Here is a 22,895-nt window from a genome sequence, read left to right on the forward strand (position 1 = left end):
GAAGCGCGCTCTGGTATCGCCGGATTCAGTCACCGGGTATCCGTCCGGCCCGCCGAACGTCGGTTTCGAGCCGCTCGGCGTACTCGAGTCGGAGTCGGCGCGCCGCCTTGCGGTCGACCGGGCCGCGGCCGCCGATGTCGTGGGCGATCGGCTCGTAGGTCGCGACGTCGAACCCCATTCGCTCGAGGTAGGACCGAACCGCGTCCGCGGCCAGTCCGTCCCGGATCGCGGCGTTGACGTACTCGATGACGGCGTCGAACGTCGGGATGACAATCTCGTCGTCGGTCACGCGACCCGCCTCGCCCTCGATCCGGACCTCCCTCTCGCGGAGGCGGGCGACGGTGTCGGCCAGTCGATCCGCCAGTCGGACGACCTGGCTCGGAAGGGCGGTGTCGGGCGAGCGCCACTCCACGGTTTCGAACGACTCCCGGAGCTGGACCGGCGTCCAGACGGCGCTTTCGGGATCGAACTGCGCCCGGATCGTGGCCCGATCGATCCCCGCGTCGACGGCGGCCGTCACGAAGTCCTCGTATCGGCGCTCGAGGCGGCGCGTCCACTCTTCGGTATCGTCGACGTAGGGCCAGAGCCGTCCCTGATGGGGGACATCGTCGTAGGCCATCCAGCGGTAGAGCTTCGAACGCGCGCCCGTCGCCAGATACCGGCCGCGGAAGTACGGCGCGGAGTTGACCAGCGCCAGCGCCGGATCGAGCGCGATGAACGTATTCAACTGATCGACCGCCCGTCCCGGCTGTTGCTCGACGTGAACGTGCGTCCCCGCGCAGTGGCGGACGTACTCGAAGTCCGATCCGATGACCTGTGCCTGGACGCGGGTCCTGTCGCTCGGCCGATCCGCAATCTCGCCGTGATCGATCGGCGTCGCGAGCGGGACCAGCCCCAGCCCGCGTTCGTCCGCCCGCTGGAGGACGGCCCCGAGTCGCTCGTACAGTTCCGCGCGCAACTCGGCGGTCGACTCGCAGGGAGTCGTCTTGATCTCGAGTAACGGTTCGACGAACTCCCGTTCGGCACCCGGCGACGCCTCGACGAGATCGCCCGGTTCGACGAGTCGGCCCCGGTCGTCGACGACCCAGTACTCGACCTCGATGCTCCGTCGTATCGGCGGTAATTCGTGTGCTGACACGTGTAGGGAGTCGCGATCTCGGCTCGGTGGCCGACCGACCCACCCAGCCGCCGGCTACTGTCCTGTGCTATCTATCCACATTCCAACGTGAGAGAACTGGTATCAAGAAGCTTTCGCGAGTGGAAATATTCGCGGTCGCTCCGCCGGGCCGCCCGGTGCGGAAAGCGTTGCCGGAATCGGTGACTTCGCCGGTCTCGCCGGTCGCTCGCCGTCGCGACGAATGCCACGGGTACCCGACGGTCGTCCCCACTCGAGTCGATTGCGGTGGCCCCGCCGTCCGTTCCCGATCCGGAGTAGCGACAGGCGTTTCCGACGACCCAAAGGATTTACAGTTCCTAATTACATCTAATTACACGAGATGACCGAGAACTTCCCCGACTACGTCGACGTCGATTACGACGACGGCAACGGCGAAGACCCCGAAGACTACCAGCACATTCAGGACAAGATCGAGAAGGCCATCGAGGTCACCCGCGAGGGGCTCGAGGCCTACGAGAACCCGGCCGTGATGTGGACCGGCGGCAAGGACTCGACGCTGACGCTGTACTTCATCAAGGAGGTCGCCGACCGCTTCGACCTCGAGGTACCGCCCGCGGTCTTTATCGACCACTACCAGCACTTCGAGGGGATCCACGACTTCGTCGACCACTGGGCCGACGAGTGGGACCTCGAGGTCATTTACGCGCGCAACGAAGACGTCGGCGAGTACGTCGACGAACACGGTCTCGAGCCCGGCGACGACATCGAGATCTCCGAACTCTCCGAGCACAACCAACATCACGTCCGGGAGATCCTCGAGTACGAGGAGGACACTTTCCCGTTCCTGCTGGACACCTACGTCGGCAACCACCTGCTGAAGACGGTCGCGCTCAACGACGCCCTGGAGGAGTACGACATCGACGGCGTCATCTCCGGCGTCCGCTGGGACGAACAGGAGGCCCGCGCCGACGAGACGTTCTTCTCGCCGCGACACGACCCCGACATCTACCCGCCCCACGACCGCATCCAGCCCATCCTGCAGTTCGACGAGGCCGCCGTCTGGGAGGCCTTCTGGAACTTCGTCGTGCCGGACACCGTCGACGAGTTCCCGGAAGAGGGCTACGTCCCGGAGGCCGATGACGACCTCCCCGAGGGTGTCACCCAGGACGACGTTCCGATCTCGCCGAAGTACTTCGCCGGCTTCCGCTCGCTGGGCAGCGAGGTCAGCACGGAAAAGAGCGACGAGGACCCCGCCTGGCTTCAGGATCTCGAGGGGACGACCGAACGCGCCGGCCGCGCCCAGGACAAGGAGGACCTGATGGAGCGACTGCGCGATCTGGGTTATATGTAGGGTGGTACGGCCGGCTTGACACCCTTCAAATTACACCGCCAAATGCATAATTAGACTTATACTTTTTCGGTTTTGATTATATGAACACTATGTTTCACCTTCTGCATAAACGCTAAAGTGTCCAGCTGGCAGCTCATCCTGATATAAATCATAATCGTTCTGACTTCGGAAATGGGTGACTCCATTGATTGCATTAGTGCTAGATACACTCCCTTTTCCATCGAATTTGATTTTATGTCTTCCTGACTGACCAGTATCAATTTCACTAGTAGAGAATTCGCCATCTTGGATCTCGGTAGATCCACTGATACTAATGGTCGGTCCGCCTTCAAGTCCGACTTCAAGTCCGATAGAAACGGGACGGTTATTTTTATCTATTGTCCTAGTCGGCGCCCAATTCGATAAATACACGCTATCTTTTTTCACATTAACTCTGTTTGTAAAGGAAGTATAGGCCCAGATTTCTTGCGCCTCAGCTTTTGACCAAAGCCACATCATATAGTGATAATAGCCGTCATTATCCCGTTCTTGAGACTTATACAACATTGCAGTATTTTCCACCTTAGCGTAATCAACTCCCAGCGCATTAGTGATTGAATAATCATAATCTGCACCACCGACAGGATCCAGATTATTCACACCATCTGCTGCTTCTTGCGTCGGACGCACCTGTAGTGATTTCCCACTAATAGTTCCTGGAGCGACAGCTGTGGGAGAAATGTTTGTATCGTCGGTAGCTTCAAGAGCAACTTTGGTCATTTCATCGGGAGATTTCATGTTTTCTGGACTTAATTCGAGAGAAATACTTCCTGTCCCTGTGGGCCGTTCCTCTTTGGCTTCTTCGCCTTGATCGTCAGTATCACTGGCGGACGCCACACCGGGAAGCCCAACAGCCGTAAGACCGCAAAGCGACTTCACTACTTTTCTCCTCTTGGTTGGATTGTTTTCAACCATATATATGATAAACACATTTTTGGTATTATATTTTTCTTAATTATTATATGTGCCTATAATGATGTTTGGGCCATCTTCCCTGCCCCCGGAATAAAATATTGTATCCACCACTCCGAATTAAATTGTTACGCAACTATATGCAGAAGGGTATACTAGTTGGTGGCGCGGTACTCGCCGTGTTTGATGCCCAAAAGAGTCATTATTAATCCAAATACAATCATCGACGGCGCAACCATCATCAATACCGTGTCCGTTCCCATCGGCGTAGCGAACATGCCCCCGATACCGATCCCGATCACGACGAGAAACGCGACTGCGGTCTTTGGAAGATCGAACTCCATGTGCGAGCCTTAGGAGGGGGGCACCTAATGGTATCGGGAATCGGCAGTCCGTTCACGTCGGGTGGCGAGAAAACGAACGGTCGCTACTGCGACGGGCGAACGAGGTTCGCCAGCGCGACGACGACCCCGAAGAACCAGCCCAGCGGGAACGAGAGGCCGAGCCACATCCCCGCGTAGGCCGCCCCCTCGAGCGTGAAGTTACTCCGGAGGAACTCGTTGAGGCCGCCGACGACCAACACGTTGTCCAGCGCCCAGGCGGCGAACTCGTAGCTGGGGTCGAGGACGTACGGGTGCAGCGACGGCGTGACCAGGGCGGCGACGACCGGCGGCAGGAACAGCGCGGTCATCGCGAAGGGGTAGGCGAAGACGACCGTCGTCCCCCGGCCGCCGACCTTCGTGGCGGTCGCCGCGAGCGCGGTCGCGACCGTCGCGACGCCGCTTGCCGCCGCGACCGCAAGCACCGCCTCGAGCGGGATGTCGACCTGTTCCATGTACGACATCGCACCCCAGGCGATCGTCAGGAGACCCCAGCCGAGCAGGGCGATACCGGTGACGCCGACGATACCCAGGCGGGTCCGCGTCGAGTCGAGTTTCGCCGCGTAGTAGCGGGTCGCGAGACCGAGGACAGTAAGCGGATAGAGGAAGAGCAAGCCGACGATCCCGAGCGCGCTCCAGCCGTGATAGGCCACCTTCTGGGGAAGGCTTTCGGGTTGCCACTTGCCCATGACGGAGTGGCCGCGGCCGCGTTGCCTGGGAAAGACGATCTCCATCCAGGCTCCGTGTAACCGCTGTATGTCGGCTCTGACCGCGCCGACGAACCCACCGCCACCGCTTCGTGAGCGGGTAGACATACGCGAGCCAAAAAGCCGGTGTACCGTAAACTTTCCTGCTTTTTCTTCGCGAACGACAGGTCGATACCGGGCGGAAAAAACGCGGCCCGCGACCGCGGCCCGGATCAGTTCCAGGGCGCGAAGTCGGGATCGACCTCGCGGCTCGTCTCGTCGATGGCGTCGATCGTGTCGATGTCCTCCCGGTCGAGGTCGACGGTTAGCGAGGCCCAGTTGTCGGCGATGTGGTCCGCGCTGGTCGCCTTCGGGATCGCCGTGACGCCCTTCTCGCGGGCCCAGGCCAGACTGATCTGCGCCTCGGTGACGCCGTGTTTCTCGGCGACGTCTTGGATCTCGGGCTGGTCGAACACCTGCCCGCGGGCCAGCGGCGAGTAGCCGACGACCTCGACGTCGTAGTTCTCGCAAGCCTCCCGGATCTCCGCCTGAGGCAACAGCGGGTGGAGTTCGACCTGATTCGCGAGGATCGGCGCGTCACAGACGTCGACGGCTACCTCGAGATCCACGGGGCGGAAGTTGCTCACACCGACGTTCTCGATCAGACCCTCGTCGTACAGCTCCGAGAGGGCCGAGAGGGACCCCTCGGGATTGTACTCCCCGGAGGGCCAGTGGACGTACAGCAGGTCGACGTAGTCGACGCCGAGCCGGTCGAGGCTCGCCCGGGCCGTCTCGAGGACGTCGTCGTGGGCGAGGTTCGAGATCCAGACCTTGGTCGCGAGGAAGACCTCCTCGCGGTCGACGTCGGCGGCGGCGATCCCTTCGCCGACCGCCTCCTCGTTGTCGTAGGCCTGTGCGGTGTCGATGTGTCGATACCCCGTCTCGAGAGCCGTGCGAACGCTCTCAGCACACTGGTCGGGATCGTCGTTCTGCCAGGTACCGAGGCCGAGCATCGGCATGCCGTTCGTCGTCGGACACGTTTCGGATGCGACTGTGTCGGCGTCTTCCATGTCCGGACGATGGGGCAGCGAGCGAAAATGGGTTTGGGTTGCGGAGAGCGATTCGGGTGTCGGCCGCCGGTCGTCAGGGCGACGCCGACGAGCCCGCCCGCCCGCGCGATGCGTAGCGCTCAAGGCCGTTCCGGTCGGAGAACTCCTCGTGATACGGGACGTCACCACCGCAGTACTCGCCGATCCGTTCGTCGCGATGAACGCGATCGGACTGGTCGCGTTCGCGCTCGTCGGCGCGAGCAAGGCGATCCGCGAGGAGTACGATCTGTTCGGGATCGCGGTCGTCGGCCTCGCCACGGCCTTCGCCGGCGGCGCGACGCGCGATCTCCTCGTCAACCGCGTCCCGCTCGCACTGAGCGATCCCGCCGAGATCGGCCTCGGACTCCTCGGCGTCGCCCTGGCGATCGGACTCAGCATCGCCCTCGAGTCGCCGGACGATCACCCGGTCACGCTCGTCTCGGACGCCGTCGGCCTCGCCGCGTTCACCACCGCCGGAGCCATCGTGGCGTCCGGGGCCGGCGTCTCGAGTTTCGGCGTCGTCGTCGTCGCGACGATCAACGCCGTCGGCGGCGGCGCGATCGCCGACGTCCTGCTGGACCGCCCGCCGTTCATCCTGTTCGAGGACTTCTACGCGAGCTGCGCCGTGCTCGGCGGGACGACCTACTGGATCGCGGCGACCGTCGGCGCGTCGGGGACCACCGCCGCGGCCGCCTGCGCCGCGATCACGGTCGGCACGCGGCTGGCCGCGGTCACGTACGGCTGGGCGCTCCCGACGGCACAGCAGTTCGAACCGACCTGAGGCCGCCGGCAACGACTACCGACACTATTCGTAGAGCTCGTCCCACGGCCGCTCGCGCTCGAGGGCCGCGCTCGCCGCGAGAACGTCGTCGTCGGCGAATCGGCCACCGACCAGTTGCAGGCCGACGGGACCGCCGCCGTCGGTCAGGCCGGCGGGGGCGGAAGCGACTGGGTGGCCGGTCCAGTTGAACGGCCAGGTCATGGGCCACTCCCAGGCCTCGGCCTCGAGATCGGCGTGGAGGGAAACGTCGGCCTGCGATAGCGTCGGCGTCACGAGCAAATCGTAGTCGGCCAGCACGTCCTGCACGGCGTCGTATATACCCGTTCTGACGATCCCCGACCGGGCGACGTCAGCGGGCCCGTGGTCGTCGGCGACGTGCAACATCGCGAGCAGGCTGTCCGAGACGTCCTCGGACTGAGCCCGAAAGTCGACGCCGTGGGCCTCCTCCATGACCGTCGCGCTCTCGAGGACGGAAGTCGTGTAGGCCGGCATCGCGGCCTCGCTCAGTTCGGCCATCGAGTAGCCGTGATCGACGCCGATCTCGTCGACGGTCGCGCCCGCGTCCGCGAAGGCGGTCACCGCGTCGTCGACGACCGCACGCACCTCGTCGGCGACGGGAAAGACATCGAGGTCGGGACTGTAGGCGATCCGGTAGTCGTCGATCGATCGCTCGACGGCCCCTTGATAGTCGATTTCGACGGGGACGCTGTTGGGATCGTCGGGATGCGGACCGGCCAGCAGCGACAGTAACAGAGCGGCGTCGGCGACGGTTCGGGTCATCGGCCCCTTCGTCGTGTGCTGGAGTTCGCGCCCGAACGCGCTCGGGCGGCCGTCGTCGGGTACCAGCCCGAACGTCGGTTTGAACCCGTAGACGCCGCAGGCCGCCGCCGGAATGCGAAGCGACCCGCCCGCGTCGCTGCCCGTCGCGATCGGGGCCATCCCGGACGCCAGCGCCGCCGCCGAGCCGCCGGAGGAGCCGCCGGCGTTCAGGTCGGTGTCGATCGGCGACGCGGTCGCCCCGACCACCTCGTTGTCGGTCGTCCCCTTGTGGCCCAGCTCCGGCGTGTTCGTCTTCCCGATCACGATCGCGCCGGCGTCCTCGAGTCGCTCGACGATCGCCGAGGTCCGGTCGGCGACGTGATCGGCGAACAGCGCCGAGCCGTAGGTGTGGCGGACGCCGGCTTTCAGCGACCCGAGGTCCTTCAGCGCGAGCGGGACGCCGTGGAGCGGACCTACGTCCGCATCGTTCTCGAGCGCGGCGTCGGCCTCCGCGGCCGCCTCGCGCGCCTCGTCCGCACAGACCGTGACGAAGGCGTTGATCTCGTCGTCGCGCTCGTCGATTCGCTCGAGGTGGGCTTCGACCGCCTCGGTCGCCGTGACGTCGCCGTTTCGGATGCGGGCCGCGAGGGTGGTCGCGGGGAGTCGCGTGAGGTCCGTCTCGGATGACATACCGAGAGAACCATACGGGCCGTGATACATGTTAGTTCGGGACGCGGAGATGCGGGACATCGGGGCACGACCGTCGGATCGCCGCTACTCCTCGAGTCCCGCGGCGTACGCGAAGTCGGCGTCGGTGGCGATCGGGAACTCCCCGTCGACGTCGATTCGCCAGCCGTCGAGGACTGCGGGGTCCTCGAGGGCGTCGGTCAGCGTCGTCCGGACGGCGAGGAGGTCGACGCCGTAGTAGTCGTTCGGGACTCCCTGGAGGTACTGCAGCGCGGTCTCGAACAGGCTCCGCATCCCGTCGTCGTTCCCGAAATCGAAGTGCTTGTAGGCCCCGGCTGCGACCTGCACGAGCCCGTGACAGAAGGCGCTCTCGGTGGAGCCGCGGCCGTAATTGTACCATTCCGCTTCGAAGCAGTCGTGTGACTCGTGGTACGCGCCCGCGTTGTAGCACGCGACGCCGTGGACCGTCGCCCGGCGGAGCGTCGCGTGTTCCCAGCGGCCGGCCTCGGGATCCCACCCGGTCGGGGTTCCAGTGGGCGGGCCGACCGTCGGATCCCGGGTATGGTCGTCCATACCCGAACGAACGGCCGAGCGCCGGAAACCTCCGTCGGTCACTTCAAACGGCGTGCGTGTAAGCACCGCCTTTATTCGGATGTGAGCCCTTACATCGCGATATGGAGCATCCGTACGGCCGCTGCCGGCACTGCGGGGAACGTCTCTACGCCCACATCGAGGGCGACTACCAGTGTCCGAACTGCGACCGGCGCTACACCGAGGCCGACCTCGAGACGCGGGCCGCCTGAGTCGGGCCGTCCTCGGGTCCGACGGCGGCGGTCCGGAAACGATCCGTTTTCGGGCCGCCCCGACTCGAATCGGACGATTTAACCCCGGGGCAGCCTCAGTAGGAAACGCGTGCGAGGGTAGCCAAGCGGTCAACGGCGGCGGACTCAAGATCCGCTCTCGTAGGAGTTCGTGGGTTCGATCCCCTCCCCTCGCATCGCAGTGAGGCGCACACGCGCCGAACGAGATGCAACGGGAGCGGATCGAACGACGCCGAGGTTCTGCGCATCGCGCAGGTTCTCGGAGGTTGTTCGATCCCCTCCCCTCGCACTCACCATAGTGCGCGGCAAGACGGAGCGTCTTGCCCTCGCAAACTTCTGCCGACCGTCGAACGGACAGCGAGCGGTGTCCACTCGAGGGTCGCTCCCGGCGGTCTCACGAACGAGCAGCGAGTTCCCCTCTTCCGAGCGACGGCACGGGGCGCAGTCGGAGAGTGACCCGACCGCCACGAGGGCAAGGCCGTCGCGTGGCCCCGGTCAGGGGAGATCACGACCACTTTTCCGACCCGGTCACCGAGAACGGACATGAGCGAAGGTCAATCCCGCCGCGAGACCGTCGCGGTTCGCGCAGCCGCGGCTGGAGCCGCCGTCGCGGCCGACTCGTTCCGGACCGACCTCGAGATCGAGTCGAAAGACCGCGAGACCGACGTCGTCACGCAGGTCGACCGGGACGCACAGGAGCGGGTCATCGAGACGATCCGCGAGTCGTTCCCGGACGATCCCGTCGTCGGCGAGGAGGAAGACGCGTTGAAGCGGGTCCCCGAATCGGGGCCGGCCTGGATCGTCGACCCCATCGACGGGACGAACAACTACGTCGCCGAGTCCCGGGCGTTCGGCACCGCCGTCGCGGCCGTGATCGACGGCGAACCGGTCGCCGCCGCGTTCGATTGCCCCGCGCTCGGGGACGTCTACCGAGTCGGCCCTAGCGGCGCATATCGCAACGACAACCCCCTGTCGGTCAGCGACTGCAGCGATCCTGCGGCCGCCACCGTCTGCCCGACGTTCTGGTGGGGCCGCGACCGGCGCGACGAGTACGCCGCCGCCACCCGGGCGATCGTCCGGCGGTTCGACGACATGCGCCGGTACGGCTGCGCCCAGCTCGAGCTGGCGATGGTCGCCTCGGGCGCGCTCGAGGGAACGCTGACCAACGTGCGGGCCAACCCCTGGGACACCGTCGCCGGCGTCGGCATGGTTCGCGAGGCCGGCGGCGTCGTCACCGACCTCGCGGGCGATCGCTGGCGACACGACAGCGAGGGACTGATCGCCTCGAACGGCGAGATTCACGACGCCGTCCTCGCGGCAGCCCGAGAGATCGGCGACTGAGACGGTCCGTCCCACGGCGCCGGTCGACGGGCGAGCCGAAGTGTCTGGCTGGCTGAAATCGGAAACGGTAAGCGCCCCCCACTACGGGTTCCGGTATGGACGACTTCATCGACCGGTTCGGGGCCGAGCGCGTCTGGGCCGCGACCGTCGCCACGCTCGTGGCCGTCGTCGCCCTCGGGGCAGTGGTCTTCCCCCAGCGGGTGTACGTCGAGTTTATTTGGCAGTACTTCTGGGGGCCCGTCGTCGCCGACGCACACAGCTGGAACTGCGTCGCCTGGGCCGGCGGCGAACAGGTTCCCTGTAACGAGGCCGCCGCCGACGCCGGACCGACGGCCGAACCCGGCTACACGTTCGTCTCCTACGCCGGCTACATCCCCACGCTGGTCCTGTTGCTGATCGGGATCATCTTCCTCGTGCGCCGGCTCGAGATCGAGCGCTACCGTGCGGGCTTTTTCGCCCTGTTCCCGTTCATGCTCTTTGGCGGGGCCCTGCGGGTCGTCGAGGACGCCAACGCCGCCGCCTACGAGTACTCCGGCGAGATGGCCATTCAGCTGCCGTGGTCGGGCTTTATCATCAGCCCGCTGATCTACTTCACCGTCTTCTTCATCGCGCTCTTTGCGGTCGTGACCTCGGTCTGGCTCGAGCGCAACGACTACGTCTCGGGCTACGAGTATCCCCTGGCCGGCATCGGGACCGCCGTGCTGACGGTCACGATCGCGCACCTCGCCTACACGGCGGCGACGGAGCCGTATTCGGAGTTCTATCCGTTGATCCCGCTGGTCGTCCTCGTCGGGGCGACCGTCGCGACGGCGATCACCTGGGTCGGCCTCAAGCGGTACGCGCCGGAACTGAACCGCGGCACCCGGAACATGGGGATCGTGGTCATCTGGGCTCACGCGGTCGACGGGGTCGCGAACGTGATCGGCCTCGACTGGGCGACGACGCTCGGGCTCCCGGCCAACCTCGTCCCGAAACACCCGATCAACCGGGCGATCGCCAACACGACCGCGGACGTGTTGCCCGCGGGCGTGGTGTCGGCGACCGGCTCCGCGTGGCCGTTCCTGCTGGTGAAACTCGCCGCCGCCGTCTTCGTCATCTGGATCTTCGACGAGACGGTCTTCGAGGACAGCCCGCGCTACGCCGTCTTGCTCATGATCACCGTCGTCGCCGTCGGTCTCGGGCCCGGGACCCGCGACATGCTGCGAGCGACGTTCGGCGTCTAATCCCCTCCTTTTCCGGTTCCGATCGGCGCGGCCGCGAACGGGGGCTTTAATCGCCCGCGCCCGGAACGACTCGCCATGAGTGATACGGACGGGTGGTTCGCGGCCGGGGACCGCGACGATCACGACGCGACGGCGACCGCGGTCCGCGAGGGAAGCGCCGACGAGCCCCGCAACTGGCCGCGTCTCGCGCTCGAGGACGGGTTCGCGAGCGATACCGACGAGTACTACGACGCCCTCCGCGAGGCGACGACCGAGGCGACTCGGACCGCAGTGACCGAACGCGAGCGAGCCGACGACCGCCAGCTCGTCCACGCGATCAGAGCCATGGACGACATGGGACGAATACTATTATAGAATCAGTGGCTCTGTTGAGAGCCTTAACCGGTGATACATTAGAGAGCGATCGGTAAGTACAGGCGAAGTAGGTAGCGGAGCGACTATCTCTTTATCTGGAATCTATCAGAAATTGCGTGCTGAATACAGAGCGTTTATCCAGCAAACCAATTCGTGAGGTCAAATTTATTTGCGCTAAACTTTCCACTCGTTGTATTCACGACGTAAAGAGGAGACACCTACAACTTAGACTCGGTCTATTGGAGATCTGCTGCTAAACGAGCAATCTACTAATTCGAGGAGGAGTTGAACAGACCGCCAATTATGTCGGCATATTAGAAGACGGTCTACGAGAAGACAACGAGAAATACCGACCCAAAACCCAATCCGCCTCTCAAGACCTCGCAGAAAACCCCTAAACCCAAATCAATTATATGCTTCCTTGTAGGCTTCCCTCAGAACCTCTAAGGTGTCTTGTATCTCCTCTTCCGTTGGTTTGTACTCGAATAGAAGGTGGTCGATCTCGTCCGCACTCGATTCATCAAGCACAGGCTTGCGTTCATCATCCTCATCAAGATAGACCTCAAGGAAATACCACTTAATGCCATTATCACCTACCTCATAATCTACTTCACCAGTGAAGTTCTCACCGTTAATAGTAAGCTCCGTCTCCACACCAAAGATGCCATGATCTCCAGCGTATGGGTCTATAGAAACAGGTTCAACGCCTTTGGTTCGTACTTGATCAAGGAACTCATCTAGGTTCTCGTCTCCTGTGGACTCCATACATCATTCGGAGAGTGGTATGCTTATGAAACTATTTGTGAACTTCGTGGAGTCATACTAACTACCCCCAACCCCCTCGAATCTATTGGTGCACAATATGCGCTATGTATTCAGCATGGCTCTACCAACATCATCGATAACTGATGGAAGTGTCAGCGTTAGATTCGCAACCCACTAGCGCCTGCTTCACCCCAAATAGTGTCTAACCAATAGGGTTTCAAGAGAGTCGAATCAGTGGTTCAGTCCCGCTCCGAGTTTTCCCTAGTGTGACTGAAGCTAGTTTCAAACGGATCTTTTTGGTTTTCACTTCATTCTGCTACAATCACATTTATGATGATGTAATTAGTAAGCGTATCACAATGACATAATGACACGGAATAGGGAGATACACGAATGCGAGTGATAGCACACCTGCAAGCGCGCGCGGACACAGCCTACGACAACACGTATCATCACAAGCTTCGGGGCCGGATCTGGAACGCGCTTGACGGGACTGAATACGACGAAATACACGATGAGGATCGTCCGAAGGGATTCACGTACAGCAATCCGTTCCCGCCGGGAGACATGAGAGAGGGCGACCAGCGAACGTTACTCGTGGCGTCACCACACGAGGAACTGCTCGCCAACGTCGCTGCCGATCTCAAAGACGACCGGGAGTTAAATATCGGCGAGATGCCCTTCCACGTCGATTCGGTCAACGGGCTGGCAACTGACGTAGGCGAACCGGGTACGTCAGGCACAATCGAGACGGGGACGGGCGTGCTGGTTCGGATCCCGCCGTGGCGTTTCGAGGAGTACGGCATCGACACCGACCACGACGAGGCGGAGTTCTGGCGACCCGAACACACGATGGAGCCGTTCCGCAACCAGATCGAAAACAATCTCGACAAGAAACACGACCTGTTTTGTCCCGATTACTTGCCCGGACCGTCCAAGACCGACGGCGATCTGTTCGATGGCGCGGACCTGATCAAAACGTTCTCGATCCCGGTGACCGTGACACAGGGCCAACGTGAGACGTGGGTATTGAGCAAATGGCGGTTCGACTACACCGTCCGCGATGACCACCACCGACGCCACCTGAATCTCGCACTCGACACCGGCATCGGCGAACGGAATTCGCTCGGGTTCGGGTTCGTCAACATCACCGAGAAAGAGGACCAGCGATCGGGCCGGAGGGAACGCGTCGATGCTTGATCCTAACGAGTTCTACGACGAGTACCCACCCGAGCGACTGGAAGACGAACTCCCGGAGCGACCGATCTCGTCGCTCCGAGGTATCCAGCACCTCTACGGTCGCCTGTACACGCTGGCGACGGCCGGTGGCGGCGACTACGCGGCGTATCTGACCCCCGACCAGGCTAACGACCTGATCGGCGCGGAAGAGAGCCTGATCGTCGTCCGAGTCGATCTCTCCGGCGACCGACCCGCACTCGACGCAGATGAGCCCGTCAAGATTACCCAGTACGCCGACGATCTCATTCAGAAAGTCGCCCACTGTAAGTATAACGCCGCGCGCGGGATTGATCACAGCGTTACCCACCGCTCGGGACGCAACAGCGATCCTGAGAAGTTGGCCCGCTACGCCTGCGAGCGCCTGACCAAGTGGGCGACTGACGATGTCGTCCAGGATGTTGCCGACGAACATCCGGATGGAGAGGTCATTCGCGGGCTGGCAACCGTCGGCGAAGAGGAATCGAACCTCGATCGAATCCGGTCCGCAGTCAAGGCCGAACTCGGCGGTTCGACTACGGCACTCCTAACCGTACAGGTCCGACGAGAAGCGAGTGTGGACTACGAGTGGCCCGGCGACGTACCAGTGTTCAACGAAGCGATGCGTGCACGAAAGCTCTCGAAACTGGTCTCGAAGGGACAGGCGACGAACTCCGCTGGTCAGGCCACCGATCTGATCAGCGGTGAGCGCACCCGAACCGTCGGCACTGCGGAGGACCCTCTCAACTACTTCCTCGGCAAGCAGATGGAGAAGTTCCCGGGATTAGATCCGGACGAAGCGTGGCGGAGCCACCCTATCTCCGAAGACGGGGCAGTCACGCTGATGAACGCCGAGGAGTTCGTCGACGCCTGTTCCTACCGGACGTTTAACGCCGATGTGTATTACCTCCCGTACTTCCTCGGTCGGCCGACGCCTGCGGAGGCCTACAACCTGTATGCGGCGCTTCACAGCGTCACACAGGCCGACGACATGGGCCCGGTCCAGACGCTCTACGACGAGTTGGGTGATCACGAAGCGAATTCCGAGGGCCGACTGCGATTTTACGTCGCAGCGGTCATGAAACACCAGATGTCCCGCTTCGACGTGTACGGTGAGACGCTGAACGGGCGGATCCACTACCCCACCGAAGTCGGGGAGCGACACGAACAGATCACGGGAAGTTGGGTCTTCGACGAGAACGACGACAGGAACAGAAATCGAACACCACCGATGCCCTCCCACGAGGAGTGGTCGCTCACCACGTATCAGGATTTCCGAGAGATGATCGGATCGGGAGCCTATCTCTACCGGACGTTCCCCTTCACCGACGAGGACACCGATGCGACGGTCGACGACGAGCGAATCGATGTCCACGTCTCGATACTTGCCGGCGACCCCGTACCACGGACCCAGCTTGTCAGCGCCTACGTCGAGCGACTGCTCGATCGGGACGGTGACGACGTGCCGGAACTCCTGATCGCCTCCCAGTTCGCACAGTTGTGCGCGCTCGAAAACGCCGATCTCGTGACGACGGACGCCGGCGATACCGAATCGACACTGATCGACGGTCCCGATTACGACACCATGGAACCAGAACACGCGCGAACCGACGGCGGCACGGCCGCCCTCGATCGCACCGAGAAGCTCGAATCGTTCATCGAACAGACGGACGGTCTGGACGACCCCGAACGGAAGGGTGCGTTCCTGCTCGGTACGCTCGTCGGCCAAGTCGGCACCTACCAGCAGGGCTACCACGACCGGTCGACGACCGTCATCGACCAGTATCCGATCAAGTCGATGACCAAAACCAAGGTCAAGCGTATCACCCAGGAGGTAATCGACAAAGACGTCGTCTACTCCCGGGAGATGGCCAAGAAAGGATCGAACATCAACTCGACGATGTATAAAGAAGTCACGAACGCCATCGTCGAAACCATGGCCGGAAACGATCCGTCGGGCTGGGAGATCAGCACCGACGATCTGCGCTTCTACTACGCCCTCGGCCTGACCTACGGCATGAACGACCGATCGACGAACAAGGACGACGCAACGACCGACGACGAAACCACCGACGAATCCCCCGATACCAATGAGTGAACACTACCCCACTGTCTCGAACAGATCCGAGATCGTCTTCGCGTACGACGCAGTCGACGCGAACCCCAACGGCAACCCCCTCAGCGGTGCGAACCGACCGCGGATCGACCCCCATACGGATCAAGCAATCGTCACCGACGTTCGCCTCAAGCGCTACCTACGGGATCAGCTACAGGACGACGGCCACGGCGTCTACATCCGCAACGTCAAGGAAGACGGCGATCAGGCGACTCGCGAGGATCTCCTCAAGGCCCGGCTCAAAGACCTCGACCTCGACGATGTCGACGAGGATGACATCGAGAACGCCGTCTTCAGTCAGTTCCTCGAAAACAGCGCCGACATCCGCTACTTCGGCGCGACGATGAGCGTCGACATGGATGACGAGAAAGTCGACCACCTTCCGGATCACTTCACTGGTCCCGTTCAGTTCTCACCCGGCAAGTCGCTCCACCGAGTCATGGAGAACGAGGAGTACAACAGCCTCACCAGCGTCATCGCGACCGGCGACGACAAGGCACAGGGCGGGTTCGACCTCGACGACCACCGGATCCAGTACGCCTTCATCGGGTTCCACGGACTCGTCGACGAACACGGGGCCGAAGACACGCTCCTGTCGGATCGGGACGTGCGGCGGCTGGACACGCTGTGCTGGCGTGCGCTGAAGAATCAGACGATCAGTCGGAGCAAGGTCGGACAGGAGCCCCGGCTCTACCTCAGAGTCGAGTACGCCGACGAGAGCTTCCATCTCGGCGGGCTCGATCAGGACCTCAAGCTCGACAGTGAGGAATCCGATCCCATCGAGGAACTCCGAAATGTCCGCGACATCTGTGTCGACATGTCGGCACTGCTCGAGCGCCTCGACGGTGCGTCCGATCGGATCGACACCGTCCACGTCGTCGCCAGCGATGTCCTCGAAGTCTCCGTCGACGGTAAGACGGGCGGCCACGAGTTCCTCTACGACGCCCTCGAATCGGTGGTCGGTAGTGAATCCGTCCGGGTGATTGATGTGTACGAAGATGCGAAAGCGACCGCGCCGGAGGAGTGACCTGTGACCGAGCACGCACCGGCCGGATCGGAACTCCCCGATGGCGCTGAGACGTGCCTGTCGTTCACGGTCAGCGGACCCTGGGGACACTTCCGGCGTATCGAGGGTAACATTGTGAAACAGACGTACCGCGTCATCCCGCGGACCACTGTCGCCGGCTTGATCGCGGCGATGCTGGGCATCGAACGCGACGGCTACTACGACCTTTTCGCCCCGGGTGAGTCGCTAGTTGCAATCGAACCAACGAGCGAACTGCGGACGATGAAGCTACCGATGAACACGCTCTCGACCGCCGACGAACACATGGCGTCGCTAAACCCTCGCGGAAAACTTTCCATCAAGCTTCCCGATCCGTCCAAGCCCCGACAGCAGCACAACTACGAGGTCCTCGTCGATCCTGCCTATCGGATCGACGTGTGGCTCGACAACGACGAGCGGTACGACCAACTCCGCTCACTGCTCGAATCGGGTGAATCGTACTACGTTCCAAGCCTCGGTCTCTCTGAGTACCTGGCGACAGTCGATTACCACGGTGAGTTCCCGATCGAGCAGGGACCCGACGGTGACACGGTAGCTATCGACTCGACCGTCCCCGAAGCCGTCGACTCGATCGTTCCCGATCCGGAGACACGCTACCAGATCGAGCAGACGCCCGCGTTCATGGAACGCGACGACGGTGGTCGGACGACCAGCGCGTTCGTCTCCTACGCCTACAACCCGGACGGTGGCTCGCTCACATTCACTGACGTGGCGACGTACTCAGTGGATGATCGGACCGTGGTGTTCACCTGATGGTGGATACGCCGATTTCTCATCCCGCCGAGGACGGTGACGAGGCGACCTTGCTCCTCGATCACCTAAACGAGGTGGCCGAGCGGGCCGAGTCCGTCGTCTCCACAGATGCAACGACGATCGGCGACGACCCGCTCACCGAGATGGTGGCCATAGTGGCACGATGTCACGACTTCGGGAAGGCGACGACGTGGTTCCAGGAGTACGTGGTTGATGAGCGAGACACCAGCAAGCGGACGAACCACTCCCTGTTCGGGGCCTATCTCGGGTACTACGTCCTCGATCGGTTGGGCTACGACAGCGAGGACTGTCTCGCGGCCTTCGTCGCTCTCGCGAAACACCACGGTCGTCTCCCCGATACGGAGGAATACGTCGAAGGAGTTTCGCGCTTCGACAACAAGAGCGAGGCGAGCAACGAGCGCCAACGAGTCGTGATCGAACAGGTCGAGAATGTCAATGACCGTCGCCGGACGTTCGCGCGATCGTTCGTCTCTGACGCTACCGACGGTAACGGGTCGTGGGAGGAGTTCGCCGAGAAGATCAACGATGCGGACGACTCCCTGTTCGATACCGTCTACGATCACGTCTCCATGTTCGGTTTCGGCAGCGACCGCTCGGCACCTTCCGACGAGTTCTACGAACTGCTCCTCCAGCTTTGGAGTGGGCTGATTCTCGCCGACAAAACGGTGGCTGCCGGTGTCGAGGACGGTGATCTCGACGCATCCGAGCCGGATACTCGTACGCTCTCGGAGTACATCGCCGACCTAGGAGGAGATACCGACGGAGACAGTCAGGAGGACGCTCTCGATACGCTCCGTGACGAGGCGAGAGACGACGTACTCGACGGTGTCGAGCAGTTCCGCGACTCGGATACGTCGATCGCAACGCTGACACTACCAACCGGGATGGGCAAGACGCTGACCGGTCTCAATGCTGCTCTCGCACTCCGAAACGAGAGTGAACGGGTCGTCTACGCATTGCCTTTTACCTCCGTCATCGATCAGGTCGCCGACGAACTCACGGACGTGTTCGATACCGACGCTCGAGACGACCTGTTGACGATCCACCACCATCTGGCCGAGACGGTGACGAAACTCGGTGATCCAGATGACGATCCCGACGAGCATGCCCGACTCGCGGAGATGGTCGCCGAGAGCTGGCGCTCCGGGATGACGCTCACGACGTTCGTCCAACTCTTCGAGAGCCTCGTTGGCCCGAGTAACACCCAGTCGATGAAACTGCCGGCGCTGTACGATTCCGTGATCGTGCTGGACGAGCCCCAGGCATTGCCAATGGAGTGGTGGAAGCTCGTCCGCCGAATCACGACGATCCTCACAGAAGAGTACAACGCGACGATCATCGCTATGACTGCGACCCAGCCGGCGACAAACGACGAGGATGCGGCGTCTCAAGCCCTGTTCGACGACGCGTTCGAACTGGTCAACGACGTGGATAGATACTTCGATCACTTCGAACGAGTCGAGTACGACATTCATGATTCTGTACTCGCGTTCGACGACACTGACGCAACAGTAGACTACGAGACCGCTGGCCGGACGATCCTCAACGAGACCGGCGAGACCGAGTCGGTACTCGCGATCTGTAACACCATCGACAGCGCCACCGAACTCACGGATTCGATCGAGGAACGCGAAGCGGTCGTCGACGTTGGTCGGTGTCTCGAGTTGGAACTCGACGATGACGGAGCTGACGTGGACGCTCTCGTCAAACGGGTCGAGGCGACGCTCGGTTCGAACGAACGAGCACTCGTCCACCTCTCAACTCGCCTTCGTCCGCGGGACCGGCTTGCGCTCATCGAAGCCACGAAGCAACTCACCGAGTACGACGTTCCGATCGTGGCGGTGTCGACGCAGCTCATCGAGGCTGGGGTAGACATCAGCTTCGATCGAGTGTACCGCGACATCGCACCGATCGATAGCGCCGTTCAGGCGGCGGGTCGGTGTAACCGGTCGTTCGAGAGTGATCTCGGAGCGGTGACGCTCTGGTGGCTTGCTCCACCAGCGGGCACGACCAAGACCCCAGCACAGGCCGTCTACGACTCTGAGGGAGTGAGTACGATTTCACTGACTTCCAAAACACTCGACGCGATCGGTGCGAACGACGGAACCGTCGCCGAACGGACGATGACCCGCGAGGCCGTTCAGCACTACTACGGTCTCGTCGCCGGTCGCAATCCGGGATCCCCACAGTACGTCGAGTGGGTCGATGAGGCGAAGGGAGCGAAGCTCGGCACACTCTCGCTGATCGGCCAACGAGAGAGCGTTGACGTGGTCGTCTGCCGAACGGACGCCGACCGTGATTTGGTCGATGCGATGGAATTGGCCGTGAGAGAATTCGACTACGACGCGTTCGACGACCGGCGCGACGAAGCCAAGGAGATCACTGTTTCGCTCCCGATCTACAGCCAAGACTCGACCGAGGCCGAGACAGCTCGACACCTTGAACCGCTCGGTGATACTGACCTCTGTGTACTCAGGCGGCCACAGGGGACCTCGTACTTCGACACAACGAAGGGGCTCGCTGTGGATGAGCCGAGCGTCGACGACCGGTTCCTATGACCGATTCATCGACTGACCCTGTCGACCGGTTTCTCGACGCTGCTAGAGACGAGACCGCCGAACTCCCCTTCCGGCTGACCGGCGTTATGTTCCAGTACTACGTCGTCTGTGAGCGAGAACTCTGGTTCCTCAGCCGTGACGTAGAGATCGATCGTGACACGCCATCAATCGTTCGCGGCAGCGACGTTGACGACTCGGCTTACTCGGACAAGCGCCGAGACGTGCGTGTCGATGGGATCATCGCGATCGACGTACTGGACAGCGGCGAGATCCTGGAGGTCAAACCCTCGTCGTCGATGACCGAACCAGCGCGGCTGCAGTTGCTGTTCTACCTCTGGTATCTCGATCGGGTCACCGGCGTTGAGAAGACCGGTGTCCTGGCACATCCGACAGAGAAACGACGCGAGACGATCGAACTGACCCCGGAAACCAGCGCCGAAGTCGAATCGGCTATCCGTGGGATCCGTGAGGTCGTCACCGCAGAATCGCCGCCACCGGCCGAGGGGAAGCCGGTCTGTGACTCGTGTGCCTATCACGACTTCTGCTGGAGTTGTTGACCATGAACGACAACTACCACGTGTTTTCCGACGGACGGATCGAACGCCAAGACGACACGGTGCGTGTCGTCACCGACGACGGCGAGAAGAAGTACCTCCCGGTCGAGAACGCCGAGGCGATCTTCCTCCACGGACAGCTCGAGTACAACACTCGTTTCGTATCCTTCCTCAATCAGGAAGGCGTCGCAGTCCACGTCTTCGGCTGGCACGACCACTATGCCGGCTCAATCATGCCAAAGAGGGGTCAGACCTCCGGCCAGACAATTGTTGATCAGGTCCGGGCCTACGACGATCCGGGCCACCGCCTCAAACTGGCGAAGGCGTTCGTCGACGGCAGCATCCACAACATGCGCTCGAACGTCACCTACTACGACGGGCGTGGATACGACTTCGAGCATGTGCTGGAGGAACTGGAGGATGCACGGGCGTCGCTCGACGGAATGGGGACGATCGACGAGACAATGGGTGTCGAAGCGCGTGCCCGGAAGGCGTACTATTCGACTTTCGACGAGATCCTTCCCGAGGGATTTGTCTTCGGTGGCAGGCAGTACAACCCACCGAATAACGAGGTCAACAGCCTAATCTCCTTCGGCAACTCGCTGGTCTACGCGAACATCGTCTCGGCGATCCGCGCGACTGCACTGGATCCGACGGTCAGTTACCTCCATGAACCCGGTGAACGACGATACTCACTGGCGCTGGACATCGCCGACCTGTTCAAGCCACTGCTCGCCGATCGAGTCATCTTCAGACTCGTCAACCGCGGCCAGCTAACCACCGACGACTTTGAAGACGATATGAACTCCTGTCTCCTAAACGAAGCCGGCCGAAAGACCTACTCGAAAGCATACGAGAAGACTCTCGACGAAACGATCGACCACCCGGACTTGGGAAAGAAAGTGAGCTACCAGTATCTCCTCCGTGTCGAAGCGTACAAACTGAAAAAACATCTCCTGACCGGCGAGGAATACGTCCCGTTCCGACGGTGGTGGTGAGTGTGGTCTACATCGTCGTGGTCTACGACATGGAAGCCGACCGGACCCACAGGATGCTGAAGTTCCTTCGGAGATATCTCACACACGTCCAAAACTCCGTGCTCGAGGGGGACGTGACTGAGGGCGACCTCGAAAAGATCCGATCCGGCGTCGACGAAATGCTCAAACCCGGAGAATCGACGATCATCTACCGCGTTTCCTCTGAGAAGATGGTTGAGAGAACCGTCTTCGGTGACGATCCTGCCGCCGACGATCAGTTCCTCTAACCGTCCCCGGTTGTTCCATCGACCCCGGGGGGTTCAGAGGTTATCGAGGGTCGACGGAAACGATGAAGTGTGAACGGCCAATAGAGCTGTTTACGTGGTCTAACTGGCCATGGTTTCAGAAGGACCCTTGTGGGGTCGAAGCACGACCTCCGCGGAGTCGTGCCGATCGGCGACGCGGTTTCAGAAGGACCCTTGTGGGGTCGAAGCCCAACTCTCGAGCGTGGTCCAATCCCACCGGAGATAGTTTCAGAAGGACCCTTGTGGGGTCGAAGCATGCAACCGGGTTCGGACGGGGTTATCAAAGGTATGTTTCAGAAGGACCCTTGTGGGGTCGAAGCGCCGTTCGTCCTGATCCGGTGGTAGCGTCCGCCTCGTTTCAGAAGGACCCTTGTGGGGTCGAAGCGCGTCATTATCCTCATCAACGCGGTCCCACAGACAGTTTCAGAAGGACCCTTGTGGGGTCGAAGCGCGGCTCGAGAGTACGACCCGTCGGCTCACCCGGGTTTCAGAAGGACCCTTGTGGGGTCGAAGCTCGAGGCCCCTGCCGTCCTTCGTGAACGCGTCCGCACCGGTTTCAGAAGGACCCTTGTGGGGTCGAAGCCCCGTCGACGCATGCTCCGCGGCTCCGCAGTGGCCCTGTTTCAGAAGGACCCTTGTGGGGTCGAAGCCGCATCGGTCGAGACCGCGGCCTCGATCAGCGGCCCCGTTTCAGAAGGACCCTTGTGGGGTCGAAGCTAACTCTCTGTCGTGACCGATAAGTCCGAGTTGTTCGTTTCAGAAGGACCCTTGTGGGGTCGAAGCGGCCCGGTAGAGTCTCCCGAGGATGTTCCGGGCCTGTGTTTCAGAAGGACCCTTGTGGGGTCGAAGCTCCACAAAGCGCTCACGCGCCCTCTCACGCAGGACGGGTTTCAGAAGGACCCTTGTGGGGTCGAAGCTATCTCCGGAGTCGATGCAAGCGAGGTCTCCGCAGACGGTTTCAGAAGGACCCTTGTGGGGTCGAAGCGAATATGTCACCGTCTCGCCGTCGGGGCCGTCGATGTTTCA

Annotated in this window: 21 protein-coding genes, 1 tRNA gene, 1 pseudogene and 1 CRISPR repeat array (1 of these 24 only partly in view); of the genes and pseudogenes, 15 read left to right on the top strand and 8 right to left on the bottom strand. The window is 61.9% G+C overall.

The window, feature by feature from the left end:
• Positions 1-25 precede the first annotated feature (25 nt).
• Entirely contained in the window at positions 26-1,138 is a 1,113-nt protein-coding gene (locus tag A6E15_RS08095; RefSeq protein WP_076145364.1) for a glutamate-cysteine ligase family protein, read from the bottom strand.
• A gap of 358 nt (positions 1,139-1,496) precedes the next feature.
• On the opposite strand from A6E15_RS08095, the gene A6E15_RS08100 reads away from it, so the two are divergent.
• Entirely contained in the window at positions 1,497-2,468 is a 972-nt protein-coding gene (locus A6E15_RS08100; protein WP_076145365.1) for a phosphoadenosine phosphosulfate reductase family protein, read from the top strand.
• 87 nt (positions 2,469-2,555) lie between these two features.
• Here the strand turns inward: A6E15_RS08100 and A6E15_RS20315 are convergent, their stop codons facing one another.
• The 4 genes from A6E15_RS20315 to A6E15_RS08120 all read right to left on the bottom strand — a co-directional run bounded on the left by A6E15_RS20315 (position 2,556) and on the right by A6E15_RS08120 (position 5,555).
• Complete coding sequence (locus A6E15_RS20315) at positions 2,556-3,422, bottom strand: hypothetical protein (protein WP_139326579.1); 867 nt, start codon at positions 3,420-3,422, stop codon at positions 2,556-2,558.
• A gap of 152 nt (positions 3,423-3,574) precedes the next feature.
• On the bottom strand, positions 3,575-3,763 hold the full coding sequence (locus A6E15_RS08110) for a DUF7333 family protein (protein ID WP_076145368.1): 189 nt from the start codon (positions 3,761-3,763) through the stop codon (positions 3,575-3,577).
• An 83-nt stretch (positions 3,764-3,846) separates the two neighbouring features.
• On the bottom strand, positions 3,847-4,614 hold the full coding sequence (locus A6E15_RS08115; RefSeq protein ID WP_076145370.1) for a hypothetical protein: 768 nt from the start codon (positions 4,612-4,614) through the stop codon (positions 3,847-3,849).
• A 104-nt stretch (positions 4,615-4,718) separates the two neighbouring features.
• On the bottom strand, positions 4,719-5,555 hold the full coding sequence (locus A6E15_RS08120) for an aldo/keto reductase (RefSeq protein ID WP_076145371.1): 837 nt from the start codon (positions 5,553-5,555) through the stop codon (positions 4,719-4,721).
• Positions 5,556-5,751: 196 nt separating this feature from the next.
• Between A6E15_RS08120 and A6E15_RS08125 the strand changes: the two genes are divergently transcribed.
• Positions 5,752-6,354, top strand: a complete 603-nt coding sequence (locus A6E15_RS08125; RefSeq protein WP_175607285.1) for a trimeric intracellular cation channel family protein — start codon at positions 5,752-5,754, stop codon at positions 6,352-6,354.
• Between the two features lie 24 nt (positions 6,355-6,378).
• On the opposite strand, the gene A6E15_RS08130 is transcribed toward A6E15_RS08125, so the two are convergent.
• Together A6E15_RS08130 and A6E15_RS08135 are read right to left on the bottom strand one after the other, a co-directional pair.
• On the bottom strand, positions 6,379-7,803 hold the full coding sequence (locus tag A6E15_RS08130; protein WP_076145375.1) for an amidase: 1,425 nt from the start codon (positions 7,801-7,803) through the stop codon (positions 6,379-6,381).
• Positions 7,804-7,887: 84 nt separating this feature from the next.
• Positions 7,888-8,373 (bottom strand): DUF309 domain-containing protein, encoded by a 486-nt coding sequence (locus tag A6E15_RS08135; protein WP_076145376.1) that lies wholly within the window; start codon positions 8,371-8,373, stop codon positions 7,888-7,890.
• A gap of 101 nt (positions 8,374-8,474) precedes the next feature.
• Here A6E15_RS08135 and A6E15_RS21670 point away from each other — a divergent pair, with 101 nt between their 5' ends.
• The 5 genes and pseudogenes from A6E15_RS21670 to A6E15_RS08155 all read left to right on the top strand — a co-directional run.
• On the top strand, positions 8,475-8,603 hold the full coding sequence (locus A6E15_RS21670; protein WP_277612904.1) for a hypothetical protein: 129 nt from the start codon (positions 8,475-8,477) through the stop codon (positions 8,601-8,603).
• A gap of 111 nt (positions 8,604-8,714) precedes the next feature.
• Positions 8,715-8,797, top strand: a tRNA-Leu gene (locus A6E15_RS08140).
• Between the two features lie 367 nt (positions 8,798-9,164).
• Positions 9,165-9,962, top strand: coding sequence for an inositol monophosphatase family protein (locus A6E15_RS08145; RefSeq protein WP_076145378.1), 798 nt, complete (start codon positions 9,165-9,167; stop codon positions 9,960-9,962).
• A 95-nt stretch (positions 9,963-10,057) separates the two neighbouring features.
• Positions 10,058-11,185 carry a DUF63 family protein gene (locus tag A6E15_RS08150; RefSeq protein WP_076145380.1) on the top strand — a complete coding sequence of 376 codons (1,128 nt, stop codon included), beginning with the start codon at positions 10,058-10,060 and terminating at the stop codon, positions 11,183-11,185.
• Positions 11,186-11,260: 75 nt separating this feature from the next.
• Positions 11,261-11,527: pseudogene (locus tag A6E15_RS08155) on the top strand (nucleolar-like protein); the annotation flags it as partial.
• A gap of 417 nt (positions 11,528-11,944) precedes the next feature.
• Here A6E15_RS08155 and A6E15_RS20320 read toward each other — a convergent pair.
• Positions 11,945-12,304: a hypothetical protein gene (locus A6E15_RS20320; RefSeq protein WP_139326580.1), complete on the bottom strand. Its 360-nt coding sequence runs from the start codon at positions 12,302-12,304 to the stop codon at positions 11,945-11,947.
• Positions 12,305-12,697: 393 nt separating this feature from the next.
• Here A6E15_RS20320 and cas6 point away from each other — a divergent pair, with 393 nt between their 5' ends.
• From cas6 to cas2, 8 genes are read left to right on the top strand one after another with little or no spacing between them, the layout of a single operon-like run.
• Entirely contained in the window at positions 12,698-13,504 is an 807-nt protein-coding gene (gene cas6, locus A6E15_RS08165) for a CRISPR-associated endoribonuclease Cas6 (protein ID WP_076145385.1), read from the top strand.
• Complete coding sequence (gene cas8b / locus A6E15_RS08170) at positions 13,497-15,617, top strand: type I-B CRISPR-associated protein Cas8b/Csh1 (RefSeq protein WP_076145386.1); 2,121 nt, start codon at positions 13,497-13,499, stop codon at positions 15,615-15,617. The genes cas6 and cas8b overlap by 8 nt, the downstream gene beginning before the upstream one ends.
• Positions 15,610-16,662, top strand: a complete 1,053-nt coding sequence (cas7b, locus tag A6E15_RS08175; protein ID WP_076145387.1) for a type I-B CRISPR-associated protein Cas7/Csh2 — start codon at positions 15,610-15,612, stop codon at positions 16,660-16,662. Before cas8b ends, cas7b begins: the two co-directional genes overlap by 8 nt.
• 3 nt (positions 16,663-16,665) lie before the next feature.
• Entirely contained in the window at positions 16,666-17,454 is a 789-nt protein-coding gene (gene cas5b, locus A6E15_RS08180) for a type I-B CRISPR-associated protein Cas5b (protein WP_076145390.1), read from the top strand.
• Positions 17,454-20,033 (top strand): CRISPR-associated endonuclease Cas3'', encoded by a 2,580-nt coding sequence (locus A6E15_RS08185; RefSeq protein ID WP_076145391.1) that lies wholly within the window; start codon positions 17,454-17,456, stop codon positions 20,031-20,033. The genes cas5b and A6E15_RS08185 overlap by 1 nt, the downstream gene beginning before the upstream one ends.
• On the top strand, positions 20,030-20,590 hold the full coding sequence (cas4, locus tag A6E15_RS08190; RefSeq protein ID WP_076145393.1) for a CRISPR-associated protein Cas4: 561 nt from the start codon (positions 20,030-20,032) through the stop codon (positions 20,588-20,590). The genes A6E15_RS08185 and cas4 overlap by 4 nt, the downstream gene beginning before the upstream one ends.
• A 2-nt stretch (positions 20,591-20,592) precedes the next feature.
• Positions 20,593-21,585 carry a type I-B CRISPR-associated endonuclease Cas1b gene (gene cas1b, locus A6E15_RS08195; protein WP_076145394.1) on the top strand — a complete coding sequence of 331 codons (993 nt, stop codon included), beginning with the start codon at positions 20,593-20,595 and terminating at the stop codon, positions 21,583-21,585.
• A 2-nt stretch (positions 21,586-21,587) separates the two neighbouring features.
• Complete coding sequence (gene cas2, locus A6E15_RS08200; RefSeq protein WP_076145397.1) at positions 21,588-21,851, top strand: CRISPR-associated endonuclease Cas2; 264 nt, start codon at positions 21,588-21,590, stop codon at positions 21,849-21,851.
• 112 nt (positions 21,852-21,963) lie between these two features.
• Positions 21,964-22,895: a CRISPR direct-repeat array (repeat unit 30 nt; unit sequence GTTTCAGAAGGACCCTTGTGGGGTCGAAGC); it runs 7,621 nt beyond the window's last position.

It is taken from the genome of Natrinema saccharevitans (genome assembly GCF_001953745.1).
In the GTDB taxonomy this organism is placed as follows: domain Archaea; phylum Halobacteriota; class Halobacteria; order Halobacteriales; family Natrialbaceae; genus Natrinema; species Natrinema saccharevitans.